Source organism: Kitasatospora sp. NPDC058190 (genome assembly GCF_042883685.1).
Taxonomy (GTDB): domain Bacteria; phylum Actinomycetota; class Actinomycetes; order Streptomycetales; family Streptomycetaceae; genus Kitasatospora.
This window is the reverse complement of record NZ_JBHVVI010000024.1, coordinates 22,161-40,038: the sequence shown is the minus strand read 5'-3', so window position 1 is coordinate 40,038 and position 17,878 is coordinate 22,161. Positions and strand designations below refer to the sequence as shown.

Here is a 17,878-nt window from a genome sequence, read left to right as displayed (position 1 = left end):
CCGAGGGGGCGGGCGGTCAGCCGTACGAGACCGGCGAGTGCATCTCCCAGAGCAGGAGTTCGGCGCCGGTCTCGCCCGCCGTCGGGTCGGCGAAGGCCTCGCCGGTGATCCGCACGCTGTCGCCCGGGACCATCGACCGCCCGCCGCCCTTGGGCCCCGGGATCGTCCGGTAGCCCAGCGAGCCGGCCGTCAGGTGCGCGTACCGCCAGGGCGCCTCGGGCAGTCGCGGCAGCGGCTGCCACGGCCCGGCGACGGCCAGCCAGAGCGCGGCGTCGCTCCGGCGCAGCCGCAGGGCCTGCGTCCCGGCGTCGCGCTCCAGCCCGGAGGCGAGCAGCGTCAACCCGCCGTCCGCCGGTTCCACCTTGCGCAGCCCGTACGCCGGGGCGGCGTCGAACTCGTCCGGCTGCAGCCACATCTGGACGAAGCGCACCGGCCCGGTGGCGCCGCCGACGTTGCGCTCCGTGTGGGTGACGCCGGAGCCCGCGCTCAGGTGCTGGATCATGCCCGGGCGCACCACCCCGCTGTGGCCGTGCGAGTCCCGGTGGGCGAGCGCGCCCTCCAGTACCCAGGTGAGGATCTCGGTGTCCCGGTGCTTGTGCTCCTCGAACCCGGCGCCGGGGGCGAGGAGTTCCTCGTTGCACGCGAGCAGCGCGCCGAAGTGGGTGTTCTTCGGGTCGTAGTGGCCGGAGAAGGAGAACGCGTGCCGGGTCTCGACACCCTCGGCCGGGGTGGAGCGGTAGCGCTCGGCGGTGCGGCGCAGGTCGGCGCGGGGGCGTTCAGGAGCGTCGGTCACGCGCTCCACCGTAGCCCCTTTCGTCGGCTCGCTCCGGGCGCTCCGGACCCGGCGCCGACGGTCTCCCCCAGCCTGGCGGCTGGGAGGTGCCCCCACGCTCCGGCGCTCCTCCGTCGCTTGTCGCTCGTCGCTTTCGGTACCAGCGCGCCCTCCGACTCGCGGTTGTGACTCTTGCCACCGCACCTGAGCGCCGGGGGTTGTGCACGAGCAGTCACTCACGTGAGGCAGTCTTGTCCTTGTGCCAGCCGTTTCCGCGAACTCCCAGAGCGAACCCAGTCCCGCCGCACCCGAACCGACCGGCAAGAGCCCGGCCGGCCGGGCCGGCCGCGACCGCCCCGGCCGGGCGGCACCCCGCCTGACGGCCCAGGAGCGCAGAAACGCCGCCGAGCGGGCCGAGCGCCGGGCGGCGACGCTCAAACGGCTGGAGAAGTCCTCGGGCAAGCTGGCCAGCGCCGCGATCGCGCGGATGGACGACCAGCTCGGCTGGTACCGGCGGATGCCGCCGGAGCACCGCTCCTGGATCGGCCTGGTCGCCCAGGCCGGTATCGCCGCCTTCACCGAGTGGTACCGCCACCCCGACGCCGCCCAGGCGATCTCGACCGACGTCTTCGGCACCGCCCCGCGCGAGCTGACCCGGGCGATCACCCTGCGTCAGACCGTCGAGCTGATCCGCACCACGATCGAGGTGATGGAGGAGGCCATCGAGGAGGTGGCCGCCCCCGGCGACGAGGCGGACATGCGCGAGTCCGTGCTGGTCTACGCCCGCGAGATCGCCTTCGCCACCGCCCAGGTCTACGCCCAGGCGGCCGAGGCGCGCGGCGCCTGGGACGCCCGGCTGGAGGCGCTGGTGGTCAACTCGCTGCTGTCCGGCGACGCCGACGAGGGCGTGCTCTCCCGCGCCGCCGCGCTGGGCTGGGGGCAGCCCAGCCAGGTCCGGGTCGTGATGGGCAGTGCTCCTGACGGTGACAGCGAGCTGGTGGTCGAGGCGATCCGCCGGGCCGCCCGGTACGCCAAGCTGAACGTGCTGACCGGAGTACTGGGCAAGCGCCTGGTGGTCGTGGTCGGCGGCGACAAGGAGCCGGTGCACGCCGCCCGGGCGCTGATCGGCCAGTTCGCGCCGGGCCCGGTGGTGATCGGCCCGACCGTGCCGGACCTGCTCTCGGCGACCCGCTCGGCGCACGCCGCCGCGGCCGGCCTGCGCGCCTGCGCCGCCTGGCCGGACGCCCCCCGCCCGGTGCTGGCCGACGACCTGCTGCCCGAGCGGGCGCTGGCCGGGGACCAGGCCGCCCGGCAGCAGCTGGTGGAGGAGATCTACACACCGCTGGACGAGGCCGGCTCCGCGCTGCTGGAGACGCTGAGTGTCTACCTGGAGCAGGCGTCCTCCCTGGAGGGTGCGGCCCGGATGCTCTTCGTCCACCCCAACACGGTGCGCTACCGGCTACGACGTGTGACCGACGTCACGGGGTACGCCCCCTCCGACGTGCGTTCGGCGTTCACTCTGCGGATCGCACTGGCCCTCGGCCGGCTGACCGCAGCCGGGGAGCCCAGCTGAGCCGGGTGTAGGGACCATACAATCCCGGATGGTTTTCTTCGTTACCGTCGCCTACCCGCCCCTGGGCGCCTGGCGAGAGAGGGTTGAACCGTGCTCGTAATCGTCGCCCCTGGACAGGGTGCCCAGTCCCCCGGTTTCCTCAGCCCCTGGCTGGAGCTCGACGGTGTCGCCGACCGCCTGCGCGGCTGGTCGGAGGTCGCCGGGCTCGACCTGGTGCACGCCGGAACCGAGGCGTCCGCCGAGGAGATCAAGGACACCGCCGTCGCCCAGCCCCTGCTGGTCGCGGCCGGTCTGGTGACCGCCCGTGAGCTGTTCCCGGACGAGGACGTCGCCCGCAAGCTGGTCGGCGCCGTCGCGGGCCACAGCGTCGGCGAGATCACCGCCGCGGCCGGTGCCGGGGTGCTGAACGCCCGGGACGCGCTGACCTTCGTCGGCGAGCGCGGCCGGGCCATGGCCGAGGCCGCCGCCGTCACCGAGACCGGCATGATCGCCGTGCTCGGCGGCGAACCCGAGGTCGTCGCGGCGAAGCTGGCCGAGCACGGCCTGACCGCGGCCAACAACAACGGCGGCGGCCAGATCGTCGCGGCCGGCACGCTGGCCCAGCTGGAGGCCCTGAAGGCGGACCCGCCGGCCGGCGCCAAGCTGATCGCGCTGAAGGTGGCCGGTGCCTTCCACACCGAGCACATGGCCCCCGGCGTCGAGCGGCTGGCCAAGCTGGCCCCGACCCTGACCGTGGCCGACCCGCAGGTCCGCTACGTCTCCAACAAGGACGGCGAGGTCGTCGGCTCCGGCGCCGAGGTCCTCGAGCGCCTGGTGTCGCAGGTCTCCAACCCGGTGCGCTGGGACCTCTGCATGGAGACCCTCGGCCGGCTGGGCGCGACCGCCGTGATCGAGCTGTCCCCCGCCGGTACCCTCACCGCTCTGCTCAAGCGCAACCTCAAGGGTGTGGCCACGCTCGCCCTGAAGACCCCCGCCGATCTGGACAAGGCCCGCGAGCTCGTCGCGGAGCACGGCGGTCAGGACCAGCAGGACCAGGAGGAGCAGGCATGACGAAGCCGCAGATCCGTCCCGCCACCGGCGCGCAGTACTCCCGCATCCACGGTGTCGGCGGCTACCGGCCGGTCCGGGTCATCCCCAACTCCGAGGTGCTGGAGTGGATCGACTCCTCGGACGAGTGGATCCGCACCCGCAGCGGGATCGCCGAGCGCCGCTGGGCCGGCCCGGAGGAGTCCGTCTCCGAGATGTCGGTGCAGGCCGCCGGCAAGGCCATCGCGCAGGCCGGGATCGCCCCCGAGCAGATCGGCGGCGTGATCGTCGCGACCGTCTCGCACCTCAAGCAGACCCCCGCGATCGCCACCGAGATCGCCGAGCGGCTCGGCTGCGGCGCCGCCCCGGCCTTCGACATCTCGGCCGCCTGCGCCGGCTTCGGCTACGGCCTGGGCCTGGCCGACGGCATGATCCGCGGCGGCAACGCCGAGTACGTGCTGGTGATCGGCGTCGAGCGGCTCAGCGACCTGACCGACAAGTCCGACCGCTCGACCGCGTTCATCTTCGGCGACGGCGCCGGCGCCGCGATCGTCGGCCCCTCCGACACGCCGGGCATCGGCAAGCTGATCTGGGGCTCGGACGGCTCGCAGGCCGACGTCATCAGCCAGACCCAGGCCTGGGACACCGCCTTCGCCAAGCCCGACGCCGTCAACGGCCAGGGCGAGGAGCAGAAGTGGCCGGCCCTGCGGATGGACGGCCAGCCGGTCTTCCGCTGGGCGGTCTGGGAGATGGCCAAGGTGGCCCAGCAGGCGCTGGACGCCGCCGGGATCACCGCCGACCAGCTCGGCGCCTTCATCCCGCACCAGGCCAACATGCGGATCACCGACGCCATGATCAAGGCGCTCAAGCTGCCGGAGTCGGTGCCGGTCGCCCGCGACATCGCCGAGACCGGCAACACCTCCGCCGCCTCCATCCCGCTGGCGATGGAGCGCATGCTGGAGAGCGGCGAGGCCCACAGCGGGGACCTCGCCCTGATCATCGGGTTCGGGGCGGGTCTCGTGTACGCCGCGGCAGTCGTTACGCTCCCCTAGGCGCGTTTCGCCCCACCCATCCACAAGCCTGTGTTCGGCCGCCGGTCGGACACGCTCAACACCGAAGAGGAGCAGCCAGTATGGCTACCAAGGACGAGGTCCTGGAAGGTCTCGCCGAGATCGTCAACGAGATCGCCGGCATCCCGGGCGAGGACGTCCAGCTGGACAAGTCCTTCACCGACGACCTGGACGTCGACTCGCTGTCCATGGTCGAGGTCGTCGTGGCCGCTGAGGAGCGCTTCGACGTCAAGATCCCGGACGACGAGGTCAAGAACCTGAAGACCGTCGGCGACGCGGTCGACTACATCATCGCCAACGCCTGAGCGATCGACTCGTTCGAGTCGTCCAGCCCGTCCGGCGCGAGCAACGCCTCGGACGGCTGACCCGTCGGCCCGGCTCCCCGAGCCAGGCCGACCCGCCGGCCGGGACGCCCCACCGGGCGCCCGGCCGGGCCCTTCCCCGGCTCGCCGCCGACCCCCGCACGAAACGTGAAAGAAGAGAAACCAGTGACCGCTGAAAACCGTACCGTGGTCGTCACGGGTATCGGCGCCTTCACGCCGCTGGGCGGCGACGCCGCCACCACCTGGGAGAACCTGGTCGCCGGGCGCTCCGGAGTGGCGGCCCTGACCGAGGAGTGGGCCCAGGACCTGCCGGTCCGGATCGCCGCGCGCACCGCGGTCGAGCCGGGCGAGATCCTGCCCCGCCCGCTGGCCCGCAAGCTGGACCGTTCCGCGCAGTTCGCGCTGATCGCCGCCCGCGAGGCCTGGGCCGACGCCGGCTACGAGACCCCGGCCACCGACGAGTCCTCCAAGCTCGCCCCCGAGCGCCTGGGCGCGGTCATCGCCTCCGGCATCGGCGGCGTGACCACCCTGCTCGACCAGTACGACGTGCTGCGCGAGAAGGGGGCCCGCAAGGTCTCCCCGCACACCGTCCCGATGCTGATGCCCAACTCCCCGGCGGCCAACGTCGGTCTGGAGGTCGGCGCCCGCGCCGGCGTGCACACCCCCGTCTCGGCCTGCGCCTCCGGCGCCGAGGCGATCGGCTACGCGATCGAGATGATCCGCACCGGCCGCGCCGACGTGGTGGTGGCCGGCGGCACCGAGGCGGCGATCCACCCGCTGCCGATCGCCGCGTTCGCCAACATGATGGCGATGTCCAAGAACAACGACGACCCCGAGCGCGCCTCGCGTCCGTACGACAAGGCCCGCGACGGCTTCGTGCTGGGCGAGGGCGCCGGCGTGGTCGTGCTGGAGACGCTGGAGCACGCCGAGGCGCGCGGTGCCCGGATCTACTGCGAGGCCGTGGGCCAGGGCCTGTCCTCGGACGCCCACCACATCGCCCAGCCCGAGCCGACCGGCGCCGGCGTGGCCCGCGCGCTGGCCGACCTGTTCGAGCGCAACGAGCTGGACAAGGCCGAGATCGTGCACGTCAACGCGCACGCCACCTCGACCCCGCAGGGCGACACCGCCGAGCTGAAGGCGCTGCGCAAGGAGCTGGGCGAGGACCTCGACCACATCTACGTCTCGGCCACCAAGTCGATGACCGGTCACCTGCTGGGCGGCGCCGGTGGCATCGAGACCGTCGCCACCGTGCAGGCCCTGTACCACCGGGTCGCCCCGCCGACCATCAACGTCGACGACCTGGACGACGAGGTGGACGCGAAGATCGTGCGCGAGGCCACCCCGCTGCCCGAGGGCCGGATCGCGGCGCTGAACAACTCGTTCGGCTTCGGCGGCCACAACGTGGTGCTGGCCTTCCGCACCCGCTGACCGCACACGTCAGCAGGGGCCGGCGCTCTCCGCGAGCGCCGGCCCCTGCGTCGTTCCTCCGGGCTCAGACCACCTGGTGCAGCCAGCGCACCGGCGCGCCCTCGCCCGCGTAGCGGAAGGGTTCCAACTCGTCGTCCCAGGGCTTGCCCAGCAGCCGGGCGATCTCGGCCTCCAGGTCGGCCCCCTCGCTGCGGGCCCGCAGCAGCACCGCGCGCAGCCGGTCCTCGGGGATCAGGATGTCGCCGTGGATGCCCGTGACGGCGTGGAAGATGCCGAGCGAGGGCGTGCTGCTGTACCGCTCCCCCTCCGCCGTGGCGCAGGGCTCGCTGGTCACCTCGTACCGCATGAGCTGCCAACCGCGCAGCGCCGAGGCGAGCTTCGAGGCCGTACCGGGCTCCCCCTGCCAGGAGAGCTCGGCACGCCAATGCCCGGGTGCGGCCGGCTGGCGGATCCAGTCCAGGCTCACCCGCACACCGAGCACCCCCGCGACGGCCCACTCGACGTGCGGGCACAGCGCGCGGGGCGCGGAGTGGATGTAGAGAACTCCACGTGTCGTCACCGGGACCTCCAGGCTGTGGACGAGGGTCGCCTTCCCCAGCTGCCTCGTGCCTGCAGTTGATCCGCAGTTACCCACGTTAGCCGACATTAAGCTACTAAATTGAGCAAAACGGACAGGCTTTCGCTCAATGCTAGTCGAATCCTCAACGAGGTCTACCCTTCGGCCGGATCTCTCCCCCGAACGGCCCCATCGCCAGGCGGAACCACCGTACCGCGCAGCGCCGCAGGATGGATGACGCACTTTCGGATCCGACCGGAATGCGGTAGTGCGACCGGATCCCCTGCGCCGTGCACGCGAACCGCCCCGCGCGCCCGGTGGGGGCGGCGGGGCGGTCAGTCGTCCTGACGGGGACTCAACCCTCCAGGCGGACCACCATCTTGCCGGTGTTGACACCGCGCAGCAGGTCGATGAAGGCCTCGGCGGCGTTCTCGAAGCCGTCCACCACGGTCTCCTCGGTGCGCAGCTCGCCGGACTTCAGCCAGCCGGCCACCTCGGTGACGAACTGCGGCTGCAGGGCGGCGTGGTCGCGCACCAGCATGCCCTCCAGGCGCAGCCGCTTGCCGATCGCCATCGCGAGGTTGCGCGGGGCGGCGGGCGCGGTGGTCTCGTTGTACTGGGCGATCGCGCCGCAGAGCACCGCGCGGCCGTGCACGCCGAGCGCGCCGATGGCGGCCTCCAGGTGGTCGCCGCCGACGTTGTCGAAGTAGAGGTCGATGCCCTCCGGGGCGGCCTTCGCGAGCTGCTCGGCGACCGGGGCGTCCTTGTAGTTGAAGGCGGCGTCGAAGCCGTACTCGTCCACCAGCTTGGCGACCTTCTCCGCGGAGCCGGCCGAACCGATCACCAGCGAGGCGCCCTTGAGCCGGGCGATCTGGCCGACCAGCGAGCCGACCGCACCGGCCGCGCCGGAGACGAAGACCTTGTCGCCCTCCTTGAGGGCGCCGACGGCGAGCAGGCCGGCGTAGGCGGTCAGACCGGGCATGCCGAGCACGCCGAGATAGGCGGAGAGCGGGGCGGCGTCCGGGTCGACCTTCACGGCGTGCTTGGCGTCCAGGGTGGCGTACTCGCGCCAGCCGAGCCCGTGCAGCACCGCGTCGCCCGGGGCGAAGCCCTCGGCCTCGGAGGCGACGACGTAGCCGACCGCACCGCCGTCCATGGCCGCGCCGATCTGGAACGGGGGCACGTACGACTTCACGTCGTTCATCCGGCCACGCATGTACGGGTCCACCGAGAGGTGGGTGTTGCGGACCAGGATCTCGCCCGGGCCCGGAGTCCGGACCGGGGCCTCGACCAGTGCGAAGTCGGTGGGCACCGGCCAGCCCTGCGGGCGGGCGGCGAGGTGCCATTCACGGGCGGTGGCGGGGACGGCCTGCTCTGCCATGGAGGTGCTCCTCGGAGGGGGTTTCGGCAGGTGAAAGGTTGAGCAACTGAAGTAACGATGGACATGAAAGGTTCACCTTGTCAACTTTTCAGGTAGACTCTGAGGCATGGACACCCAGTCGACCCAGGTCGCCACGCCGCAGTCCGACGAGATCACCCGCGAGGTCGTCGATCTGATGGCCAACCTGGTCGCGCTCTTCCACCGCGAGTACGAGGAGGCCGCGGCCGCCCGCTCGCTCACCGGCGCCCAGGCCAAGGTGCTCGCCCTGCTGCGGCGCGGCCCGCTGCCGATGCGGCAGATCGCCCAGACGCTCAGCTGTGAGCCGTCCAACATCACCGGCATCGTCGACCGGCTGGAGGCCCGCGGCTTCGTCACCCGGGAGGCCGACCGGCAGGACCGCCGGGTCAAGCTGGTCGCCGCCACCGACACCGGCGCGGCCGCCTCCGAGGAGCTGCGCGAGTCGCTCAACTTCGCCCGCGAGCCGCTCGCCGCACTCGGCCAGGAGGAACGCACGGTGCTGCGCGACCTGCTCCGCCGGATGCTCACCGGCGCCTCCGGCCCCGGAGCGTGACGAGCATCACAGCCCGGTGGATCGATTGCCCCACCCCCCGGGGGTAACCGAACGGCCTTCCGGAACGTCTAACGTTCGAACACCGAACGCGAGATACCTGAAGACGGGGGGCACGGAGGATGAGCAGCAGCACGCGCCGGCGCCGCTACCTGCGGACCGCCATCGGCCTGGCCGCCGTTCTGGTGCTGTCGGTCGTGGGGGCCGGAGCCTGGTTCTACCACAGGCTGGACAGCAACATCACCACCTTCGACGCGGGCGGCGTCGCCACCGAGCGCCCGCCCGCCCCCGTCCCGGCCTCCCCCGGCGCCCAGGTACCGGTCAACGTGCTGCTGCTGGGCTCGGACACCCGGGACGACGGCAACAACGCGCTGGGCGGCGGCGACGAGGGCGTCGGCAACTCGGACACCGCGATCCTGGTGCACGTCTACGCCGACCACAAGCACGCCGTCGGCGTCTCGATCCCCCGCGACACCCTGGTCACCATCCCGTCCTGCAAGCTGGCGGACGGCACCTGGAGCAAGCCGCGCAACGACCAGATGTTCAACTCGGCGTTCAGCGTCGGCCTGCTCCCCAAGGGCAACCCGGCCTGCACCCAGAACACCGTGGAGGCGCTCACCGGGCTGCGGATCGACCACACCGTCGTGGTCGACTTCAAGGGCGCCGCCGCGATGGCCGACGCCCTCGGCGGCGTGGAGGCCTGTGTGCCCAACGACGTCAACGAGTACGGCATCCACCTCAAGAAGGGGCTGCAGAAGCTCTCCGGGCAGTCCGCGGTGGACTACCTGCGGGCCCGCCACGGCATCGGCGACAACTCCGACATAGGCCGGATGAAGCGCCAGCAGGCCTTCCTCTCCTCGATGATCAAGAAGGTGCAGGACCAGGGCTTCTCGCTGCCCACCCTGCTCCCGCTGGCGGACGCCGCCACCAAGTCGCTCACCGTGGACGAGGGGCTCGGCACCGCGATGAAGCTGGTGGACTTCGCCCGCTCGGTGGAGGACATCAAGCTCTCCGACGTCACCTTCGTGACCGCCCCCTGGCGCTTCGCCGGGGAGCGGGTGCGGCTGGTCCAGCCGGACGCCGACACCCTGTGGAAGCTGCTGCGGGAGGACCGCACCCTGGACGGGCAGGTCACCGCCGGCACCGGCGCGGCCACCTCCCCCACCCCGACCGCGAGCCCCACCGCCGCCGCGCCGCTCACCCCCGAGCAGGCCGCCGCCCCGATCACCGTGGTCAACGGGGTCGGCACCGCCGGGCTGGCCGGCTCCGGCGCGCAGACGCTCAAGGGACGCGGCTTCCAGAACGTCGTGCTCGGCGCCAACAACCCCGGCAAGCAGCAGACCGAGATCGGTTACGACCCGGCACAGAAGGCCGTCGCCGACCAGGTCGCGGCGCTCTTCCCCGGGGCCCGTACGGTCGAGGAGCCGGGCGCGGACTCCGTCACCGTCACCCTCGGCGCCGACTACCAGCCGGCCGGCGGCACCCAGCTGAACTCGGCGTCCTCGCCCTCGGCGGCGCCCACCACCGCGCCCGGCGGCACCACGCCCAGCGGCATCCCGACCGGCATAGCCGAGAACACCCGGGGCGCCGACACCGATCCGTGCGCCGACCTGACCTTCGGGTCCTGAGCCACTACTCCGGGTCCGGCAGGCCGGTGACCACGGCGGTCAGGCGGGTGCCGCGCGGGAAGGCGCCCGCCCCGGCCAGGTCGGCCAGCGCGGCGAGCAGCTTGGCGACGTAGCGGCGCTCCACCGGGATGCCGTGGCGGCGCTCGAACTCCTCGGCGAAGAGGTCCAGTTCGGGCCGGACCTTGCCGTACCCGCCACCGTGGTGGGCGTGGTCGATCCGCCAGTTGTCGAACTCGCGCCCGTACCCGGCCCGGTGCAGCCGGGCGACCTCCGCCTCCAGGTAGCCCTCGCCGCCGCGCAGCACGGCCACCCCGAGCGCCCGCGCGCCCGGCGGCAGGCCCGCCGCGATGCCGGCCAGGGTGCCGCCGGTGCCGACCGGGCAGCAGACCACGTCGCGTTCGCCCAGGTCGGGCAGTTCGGCCGGGATCGCGGCCGCGCCGATCGCGGCCAGCGCGTTGGAGCCGCCCTCCGGGAGCACCAGGCAGGGGCCCCAGCGGTGCTGCGGGGCCTGCGGACCGCATGCCCCCGCGGCCCGGCCGGTGGCCTCCCGGTAGGCGGTCCGGGTGAGGAACTCCAGTCGCATCCCGGACTGTTCGGCGGCGCGCAGCGACCAGTTGCGCGGCCGGTCGGCCAGCTCCTCGCCGCGCACCAGCCCGACGCTCTCCAGCCCGAGCGCGGCGGCGGCGGCCGCGACCGCCCGCAGGTGGGTCGAGTAGGCCCCGCCGAAGGTCAGCAGCCGGGTGTGGCCCCGCTCGACGGCGGCGGCCAGGTTGGGCGCGAGCTTGCGCCACTTGTTGCCGGGGACGGTCGGGTGCAGCAGGTCGTCCCGCTTGAGCCGCAGCTCCACCCCGGCCCGGGCGAAGGCCTCGTCGGTGCAGTCCACCAGCGGGGTCGGCAGCAGGGCGGAATCGAGCACCCGGTCAGCTTACGGGCCGAGGACGGCAGGCGGCCCGGCCGCCGTGGGGCAGCCGGGCCGGGGACACCGTTCCGGGCGGTCAGACCGCCCCGCCGTCCGCGTGCCGCGCGGTGATGGCGCGGCGCAGGGCGCGCGGGACGGGGCCGGCGGCGGGCGCCAGCTTGTCGATCCGGGCCCGGTGCTCGCGCCGCCGACGCCAGGTCAGGGCCGATCCCAGCCGGGCCGCGTCGACCAGGGCCACCAGTGCGGCGTCCGCCGGGTCGACCCGGCTGAACGGGCCGCTCAGCGCCGACTCGACGCTCGCCGTCAGCGCCTTGCGCACCCGGGGCTCCGGAAGGGTGACCCGGGCGACCGGGAAGAGCCCGAGCAGCCGGTGCTCCTCGACCCGGATCCGGCCGGCGGCCGCGAGCCCGTCGCGGACCACCCGCACCGATCCCCGCTGGCGCCCGATCCAGCTCTTCCAGGTGCGCCGCCGCCCGTGGCGGATCTGCTCCAACAGCGCGGCGGAGAGCGGGTCGAGCCCGTCGGTCGCGCCGTCGACGGGGGCCGGGTGCCGGCCGTCGTCACGGATCAGCTTGCGGCGGAGGAGCTCGGTGAGCGCCGCCGCCCGCAGGGCCAGATCGAGGTCGGTCGCGTGGGTGGGCCGCCCGCGCTCGGGGTCGTAGGCGAGCAGGTAGAGCTTCTCGGGCAGATTGACGGGCAGGTCCATCTCGGTCTCTCCGAAAGGTCTGTGGCGCCCGGCCGCTGCGATCAGTCCTCCTCGGAACCGCCGCTCTCCGGGCTCTCCTTGGGCGGTCGGCCGCGCCGGGGAAGCCGGGCCGCACCGCTGGGCATCCGGCCGGCCTCGGTGAGGGCGCGGCGGAGCACGAACTCGATCTGTGCGTTGGTGCTGCGCAGTTCGTCCGCAGCCCACCTGGCCAGCGCGTCGTGAACTGAAGGGTCCAGTCGCAACAGGATCTTCTTCCGTTCCGTCGCCAACGCCGCGCCCTTACTGGTAGAGGGAGCCCGTGTTCACGACGGGCTGGGTGCCCCGGTCGCCGCAGAGCACCACCAGGAGGTTGCTCACCATGGCAGCCTTGCGCTCCTCGTCCAACTCCACCACGTCGCGCTCGGCGAGCCGGTCCAGCGCCTCCTCGACCATGCCGACGGCGCCCTCGACGATCAGCCGCCGGGCGGCCACCACGGCCCCGGCCTGCTGGCGCTGGAGCATCACCTGGGCGACCTCGGGCGCGTAGGCGAGCCGGGTGATCCGGGACTCGATGACCCGCACACCGGCCGAGGCGACCCGGGCGGCGATCTCGGCGGACAGCTTGCGGGCGACCTCGTCCGCGCCGTCGCGCAGCGACAACTGCCCCTCGTGGTGGGCGTCGTACGGGTAGCTGGTGGCGATGTGCCGGACGGCCGTCTCGGTCTGGATGGCGACGAAGTCGGTGTAGTCGTCCACCTCGAACACGGCCATCGCGGTGTCCTCGACGTGCCAGACCACCACGGCGGCGATCTCGATCGGGTTGCCGTCCGCGTCGTTGACCTTGGTGGTCTCGGTCTCGTGGTTGCGGATCCGCAGGGAGATGTGCCGACGGCTGGTGAACGGGTTCACCCAGCTCAGCCCCTCGGCCCGGATGGTGCCCCGGTAGTTGCCGAGCAGCTGGACCACCCGGGCCGAGCCGGGCGAGACCACCGTCAGCCCGCACAGCAGCAACAGCGAGGCCAGCACCAGCACGGGCCCGGCGACCACCAGGGCGATGCCCAGGCCCTTGTTCCCGCCGGACACCTGGAACCCTCCGGTGATGACGGAGGCGAACCCGACGACCAGGCCGAGCAGGGCGCCGCCGAGCACCGGCAACCCGGCGGCCCCGGTGATGATCCGTTCGGTGACCCTCGGGGCCGGAAGGTCGACGGCAGGGCCGTCCTCGACGGCGAAACGCGGTGTGGTCATGGAACCGACTCCCCCTGTGCGATGTCCGCTGCGCGGGTGCCCGCTTCAGCTGTCAAAGTGATATCACTTTTTTCGCGCAGCACGCCAGGTCCGGTACGAAAGCCGTACAAGAGTGGCCACTGGGGCGATGCAGGACCGTCAGGAGCACCCGGGCCGGTTCGCTCGCAGGCACTGCCGCGCAAGCCGTTGCGGACGTGACTGCTATCACGCGCCCGAACTGAAACCTCGTCAGCTCGTTGGTCGGTCTGACCAACAAGAATGGTCAGTCGACGGACAGTACGGGGGGGTGATGCCATGGGAGATGACGCAGCGAAGGCCGGCGGACCGGAGTTCAAGCTCCGGCCGGGGGACCTGAAGGACGCCGCGCCGACCTTCTAGACCCAGAGCAAGGCGCTCAAGGACGCACTCGACAAGCTCAAGAAGAGCCTCGCCGAGGACGGGGCCCCCTGGGGCAGCGACAAGCAGGGCAACGAGTTCGCGGCGGCCTACAACACCCCGCACGACCACGTGCTCTCCGGGCTCGACGTCCTGGTCAAGGGCATCAACAGCATCAACGAGGGGCTGCACGCCCACGCCGACAACCACACCGGCACCGACGGCAAGGTCAAGAAGGACTTGTCGGCATGACCGGCGCCCCTTCCCGGACGGGGGCGGCGGATGGGTGAGTCCACGGTCGCGAAGGCCGTCCAGAAGGTCACTGGCATGTGGTGGCCCGACGCCGACCCGGACAAACTCCGCAAGGTCGCCGACGCCTGGGACGCGATGGCCACCGCCATCGACAACGTCGCCGTCCCCACCAATCAGGCCGCCGCCGCCATCGTCGCCAACAACCACGGCCCCGCGATCGACGCCTTCGGCAAGTTCTGGGGCCAGTACTACGGCGGCAAGGACAGCGCGGGCAAGGGCAAGGGCTGGCTGCCGAGACCGCCGACGCCTGCCGCAGCCTGGCCAAGGCGCTGCGCGACTTCGCCCACGAGGTCGACAAGGCCATCAAGAAGCTGGAGGAGGAAGCCGCGATCGTCGGCGGCACCCTGGTCGTCGGCACCGCCCTCGCCATCGTCACCTTCAGCATCTCGGCGGACATCGCCGCCGCCACCGCCGCGGGCATCGTCGCCACCGCCGCATCTGTCGGCATCACCGTCTCCGAGGCCATCGCCACCATCGCCGCCACCGTGCTGGTCGGCGCCGCCTTCGGCGCCGTCGAGTCCATCACCGTCGACCTCGCCGTCGCCCAGCCCATCCGCGTCGAGTTCTTCGACGACGGCGGCTACAGCTTCAAGGAGGCCGTCGACTCCGCCAAGTCCGGCGAAATCATGGGCGCTGCCGGCGGTGGCCTCGGCGCCGGCGGACGCGTCGTCGTCAACGCCGCCGAGCGCGCCGAGAGCGCATCCGTCGCCCTCGCCGGCCTCGCCAAGGTCGCCAACGCCGCCGACACCATGCCCGGCCGCATGGTCACCGGCGCCGGCCTCAGCTACGGCTACGACGCCGAGTTCAAGACCGGCCCCGTCGCGCCCCTCGACGTCGTCGTCGGCGCTGCCGGTGGCGCGACAGGACCACGCGGACGTCCCGGCGACAACGCTCCACGCGGTCCGAGGCATGCCAAACCTGCTGAGCTACCGATGCCCGGCAAGGTACCGCTTGAGTACATTGAAGATCACCCGAGCATCGCGAAGGTGAAAACGGAGCTGGCACGCGTGCCGGCCGAGATCTTCAAAAAGGTCTGGGACCATCTGAAAGAGGTGCCGGGCGGCGGGGTCAGCATCGGACCCAGGCCCATCACGCAGCTTCCAGGCGGCTACCACCTCGCCGGCGTCAACCCGGTAGGAGGCACTTCACCGGCAGAATTCATACCTGGCATGTACGTGCCCGGCCAGCGTAGACTCCTGGTCAATTCAATTGCCGAGACGCCCAGTAGTGTTGCTGTCCATGAGTTCGGGCACGCGGTCGATGAAGTCTACGGCAATCTGAGCCGCCAGCCGGAGTGGCTGTATGCGCGGCAGCGGGTCCTGGACCGGATCGGCGACAATCCACATTTGGATGCGTACACCCGCCAGCCGCACGAGTACTTCGCCGAGGCGTTCAATCACTGGACTTCCAAGACACTGGACCAATTCACGTACGGCGACCGCGGGGCGGCGCAGATTCTGGAGGAGTATTTTGAGCGAGCATTCTGAGCCCTACGAGGTCACCGATGAGCCCTACCACGTCACCGGGAACCCGATGCTCGACGCCAATGGCGTCACCATCTGGCAGCGGTACGGCGGAAGGGCCCCGGAGGGGTTCTTCTACGACGGGTGGCACAAGTTCGAGCCGGGAGACCCTCGCTACGACGAGCTGCTTCCGGCGGCACAGCAGAATCCGCAGGTCGTCGCAGAGAGCAAGGCCCCGGTTCACCCCGAGACCTTGGCCATCCTGGACGAGATGCAGCGCAAGACGCGGGAGCGGAACGCGGGGCAGTAGCAGAACCGTCGGCGCGCGGAGCCCGGGCGGCGGGCCCGGGGCCCCCGCCGCGCTAGGGCGGCAAGGGGGGGGGGGGGGGCCGGGGGGGTGGGTGGGGGGGGGGGGACCCGGGCCAGCTCCGTGCTCGACAACGGCGTTCTCGAAGCCGGTGTCGACCCAGCTCTTGGAGATGCCGGGGCAGGCCTTCTCGGCCTGGTTGAGGAGACGTGTTCCCAGGGCGTTCTCGGACAGGCTCGCGGCGGTCACGGTCACGGCGAGGATGAGTCCGATGGTGCCGGTGAGGATGCCCCGCTTCCGGCCGGCGATTTTCTTGGCGGCATCAGTTCCCTGGCTGGCCAGAGACAGGTTGGTGGAGAACGCCCACTCAGCGGCGTGGGCCGAGAAACCACCGAATCGTGGCCCGTCGACAGCCAACTCGGACAAGCCCTGTTGAGTACGGCGCAGCACTTCCTGGACCCTAAAGATCATCCACTTCGCAGCCGATCCACGGGGCTTGACTATTGCTCTGGCGGATGAAGTGCCCAAGGTCAGGTCGAGTTGGCATCGCAACTCGACCTGACCGTTCTGTTATTCCTCGGGCGAGATTCAGCCCGGCAGTGGAACGCCGTGGCTCAGCATTGCCTCGGTGACGGCCCGCCATTCGTCATGGTCCTCCATTGATGGTGCCGCCTCGGCCTTGATCCATTGCCGCTTGTGCTGCGGCCGCCGCCCTCAACGGCGGTCCGGGGACGGCGAAGTCCTACACCAGCCCCAGCCTCACCGAGGGCCGCCATGTGTGCACCGCGAACCTCGGTGCGGCCCGCCTGGGCCGAGGGGAGTATGAGCCCGGACCCGTGGCACAACACCGAACGTCTTCTTCTAGACCTACGAGAACACCCTGGCGGGCGAGCAGTTCAAGATGGGGAAGTACGCCTCCGCGCTCAAGGCCCCCCGGAACAAGGTCACATACATGGAGCTGATCACCATCGACGGGCAGGCATCCGCATACCCCGAGGCGCCGATCCAAGGGGTTGCGCCGATCGGCCCACGGGGCGGAGCCGCTCGACTCGGAAACGCGCCACTCAGCCCCGCCGAACGTCGGCGTAACGTTCCCATGACGCTCCCATCCGACCAGGTCGGAGGCGCTCTCTCCCGCAACTCCGACCGCCAGACGATAAGTCGACGGCCCTTCAGGCCACGGACCAAGGGAGAGCCTTTCCCGAGGAAAACAGCTCCGCGCCGGCCATCGGGGCCGGAGCCGGTCGTGTCCCTTGGCGTGGTTCGGCGGTCGCGTGCCAACGGCCATACGGTGGGCGGTAGTTCGTCGCGGGCGTGGTCGGTGGGGCAGATCTGACCCATGCTGCCCTCGGGGAGGTGGCGGCGGGAAAGGCGATTCGGCCTGACACCGGGCCCCGGCCCCGGCCGGGCACCCACCCGAGGGTTGCGACATCCCGATCCGCGTCGTGGCCGGGGGCGCCCCCGGCCACGACGGGGGCGGCGCCTCGCGTTCGAGGCGTGCGGCAGTGTCACCGACGGGGTGCCGCGTAGGCGCGCAGGAAGGCTCGGACGCCAGCGACGACGATCTCCTCGGTCTCCGCCCGGTCCAGCGGGTACGCACCCCAGTACGAACGCTGGGTGACCTCCGTCGCGGTCAGCAGCACGAAGTGCGCGGCCGCGCGCGCCGGGTCCGGCGCCTCCAGCCACCCGTCCTCGGCCAGTTCCCCGAACCGCCGCCCGAGGGCGGCGGACACCAGGCGCGGCCCGGCCTCCTGCCAGGCGTCCAGGGCGGCCTTCGGCAGGTGCCGGGCCTCGGCGTTGATCTGACGCACCAGCCCGAAGTGGTCGGCGAACTCGGTCAGCGGGGCCACCCAGGCCAGGGCGAACCCGACGAGGTCCGCCTCCAGGTCGGTGACCTTCCCGAGCCGGCGCTCGATGATGTCCAGCTGGGCGCCGGCGACCTGAGCCGCGCTCTCCTGGACGACGGTCTGGAAGAGCAGTTCCTTGCCCGCGAAGTGGTTGTAGATGGTCCGGGTGGACACCCCGGCCTCCGCCGCGATGGCGTCGATGCTGGCGCGGGTGTAGCCGTCCCGACCGAAGACCGTGCGGGCGGCCCGGGTGATGGCCTGGCGCTTCTCGGCCAGCCCCCGGCGGGGCCGGTCCTGCGTTTCCTGCCGGCTGGTCATGGAGTCTCCTTCATCGCCGCTGCCTCGAAAAGTTGCAGTCACCGTTGTACTTGTTGCCATACACGTTGTACTTTACCTG

Annotated in this window: 17 protein-coding genes and 1 pseudogene; 9 read left to right on the top strand and 9 right to left on the bottom strand. The window is 71.8% G+C overall.

What is annotated here, in order from left to right; all coding sequences use genetic code 11:
- Positions 1-16: 16 nt before the first annotated feature.
- Positions 17-793 (bottom strand): pirin family protein, encoded by a 777-nt coding sequence (locus ACFVWU_RS14175; protein WP_387619583.1) that lies wholly within the window; start codon positions 791-793, stop codon positions 17-19.
- 355 nt (positions 794-1,148) lie between these two features.
- Between ACFVWU_RS14175 and ACFVWU_RS14170 the strand changes: the two genes are divergently transcribed.
- The 5 genes from ACFVWU_RS14170 (at position 1,149) to fabF (ending at position 6,192) form a co-directional block, all read left to right on the top strand.
- Positions 1,149-2,345, top strand: a complete 1,197-nt coding sequence (locus ACFVWU_RS14170) for a PucR family transcriptional regulator (protein ID WP_387619686.1) — start codon at positions 1,149-1,151, stop codon at positions 2,343-2,345.
- A 90-nt stretch (positions 2,346-2,435) separates the two neighbouring features.
- Positions 2,436-3,395 carry an ACP S-malonyltransferase gene (locus ACFVWU_RS14165; RefSeq protein ID WP_387619580.1) on the top strand — a complete coding sequence of 320 codons (960 nt, stop codon included), beginning with the start codon at positions 2,436-2,438 and terminating at the stop codon, positions 3,393-3,395.
- Complete coding sequence (locus ACFVWU_RS14160) at positions 3,392-4,423, top strand: beta-ketoacyl-ACP synthase III (protein ID WP_387619578.1); 1,032 nt, start codon at positions 3,392-3,394, stop codon at positions 4,421-4,423. The genes ACFVWU_RS14165 and ACFVWU_RS14160 overlap by 4 nt, the downstream gene beginning before the upstream one ends.
- An 80-nt stretch (positions 4,424-4,503) precedes the next feature.
- Positions 4,504-4,746 carry an acyl carrier protein gene (locus ACFVWU_RS14155; protein ID WP_380610724.1) on the top strand — a complete coding sequence of 81 codons (243 nt, stop codon included), beginning with the start codon at positions 4,504-4,506 and terminating at the stop codon, positions 4,744-4,746.
- 183 nt (positions 4,747-4,929) lie between these two features.
- Entirely contained in the window at positions 4,930-6,192 is a 1,263-nt protein-coding gene (gene fabF, locus ACFVWU_RS14150) for a beta-ketoacyl-ACP synthase II (protein ID WP_387619574.1), read from the top strand.
- Between the two features lie 64 nt (positions 6,193-6,256).
- Here the strand turns inward: fabF and ACFVWU_RS14145 are convergent, their stop codons facing one another.
- Both ACFVWU_RS14145 and ACFVWU_RS14140 read right to left on the bottom strand, forming a co-directional pair.
- On the bottom strand, positions 6,257-6,751 hold the full coding sequence (locus ACFVWU_RS14145) for a DUF3145 domain-containing protein (protein WP_188296478.1): 495 nt from the start codon (positions 6,749-6,751) through the stop codon (positions 6,257-6,259).
- Positions 6,752-7,103: 352 nt separating this feature from the next.
- Positions 7,104-8,129 carry an NADP-dependent oxidoreductase gene (locus ACFVWU_RS14140; protein WP_387619571.1) on the bottom strand — a complete coding sequence of 342 codons (1,026 nt, stop codon included), beginning with the start codon at positions 8,127-8,129 and terminating at the stop codon, positions 7,104-7,106.
- 106 nt (positions 8,130-8,235) lie between these two features.
- Here ACFVWU_RS14140 and ACFVWU_RS14135 point away from each other — a divergent pair, with 106 nt between their 5' ends.
- Positions 8,236-8,700 (top strand): MarR family winged helix-turn-helix transcriptional regulator, encoded by a 465-nt coding sequence (locus ACFVWU_RS14135; protein WP_387619569.1) that lies wholly within the window; start codon positions 8,236-8,238, stop codon positions 8,698-8,700.
- Positions 8,701-8,819: 119 nt separating this feature from the next.
- The gene (locus tag ACFVWU_RS14130; RefSeq protein ID WP_387619566.1) at positions 8,820-10,325 is read left to right on the top strand and encodes an LCP family protein; all 1,506 of its coding nucleotides are present in this window, start codon (positions 8,820-8,822) and stop codon (positions 10,323-10,325) included.
- A 4-nt stretch (positions 10,326-10,329) separates the two neighbouring features.
- Here the strand turns inward: ACFVWU_RS14130 and ACFVWU_RS14125 are convergent, their stop codons facing one another.
- The 4 genes from ACFVWU_RS14125 to ACFVWU_RS14110 form a co-directional block, all read right to left on the bottom strand.
- Positions 10,330-11,241: a 1-aminocyclopropane-1-carboxylate deaminase/D-cysteine desulfhydrase gene (locus tag ACFVWU_RS14125; RefSeq protein WP_387619564.1), complete on the bottom strand. Its 912-nt coding sequence runs from the start codon at positions 11,239-11,241 to the stop codon at positions 10,330-10,332.
- A gap of 79 nt (positions 11,242-11,320) precedes the next feature.
- Positions 11,321-11,950, bottom strand: coding sequence for a GPP34 family phosphoprotein (locus ACFVWU_RS14120; RefSeq protein WP_387619561.1), 630 nt, complete (start codon positions 11,948-11,950; stop codon positions 11,321-11,323).
- A 41-nt stretch (positions 11,951-11,991) separates the two neighbouring features.
- Positions 11,992-12,219, bottom strand: a complete 228-nt coding sequence (locus tag ACFVWU_RS14115) for a hypothetical protein (RefSeq protein ID WP_387619558.1) — start codon at positions 12,217-12,219, stop codon at positions 11,992-11,994.
- Positions 12,220-12,229: 10 nt separating this feature from the next.
- Positions 12,230-13,177 carry an SPFH domain-containing protein gene (locus ACFVWU_RS14110; RefSeq protein ID WP_387619555.1) on the bottom strand — a complete coding sequence of 316 codons (948 nt, stop codon included), beginning with the start codon at positions 13,175-13,177 and terminating at the stop codon, positions 12,230-12,232.
- A gap of 704 nt (positions 13,178-13,881) precedes the next feature.
- On the opposite strand from ACFVWU_RS14110, the gene ACFVWU_RS14105 reads away from it, so the two are divergent.
- On the top strand, positions 13,882-15,351 hold the full coding sequence (locus ACFVWU_RS14105; protein ID WP_387619553.1) for a hypothetical protein: 1,470 nt from the start codon (positions 13,882-13,884) through the stop codon (positions 15,349-15,351).
- On the top strand, positions 15,335-15,637 hold the full coding sequence (locus ACFVWU_RS14100; RefSeq protein WP_387619689.1) for a hypothetical protein: 303 nt from the start codon (positions 15,335-15,337) through the stop codon (positions 15,635-15,637). The genes ACFVWU_RS14105 and ACFVWU_RS14100 overlap by 17 nt, the downstream gene beginning before the upstream one ends.
- 105 nt (positions 15,638-15,742) lie before the next feature.
- Here the strand turns inward: ACFVWU_RS14100 and ACFVWU_RS14095 are convergent.
- Together ACFVWU_RS14095 and ACFVWU_RS14090 are read right to left on the bottom strand one after the other, a co-directional pair.
- Positions 15,743-15,991: pseudogene (locus ACFVWU_RS14095) on the bottom strand (transposase); the annotation flags it as partial.
- 1,151 nt (positions 15,992-17,142) lie between these two features.
- On the bottom strand, positions 17,143-17,799 hold the full coding sequence (locus ACFVWU_RS14090) for a TetR/AcrR family transcriptional regulator (protein WP_387619550.1): 657 nt from the start codon (positions 17,797-17,799) through the stop codon (positions 17,143-17,145).
- Positions 17,800-17,878: the final 79 nt, after the last annotated feature.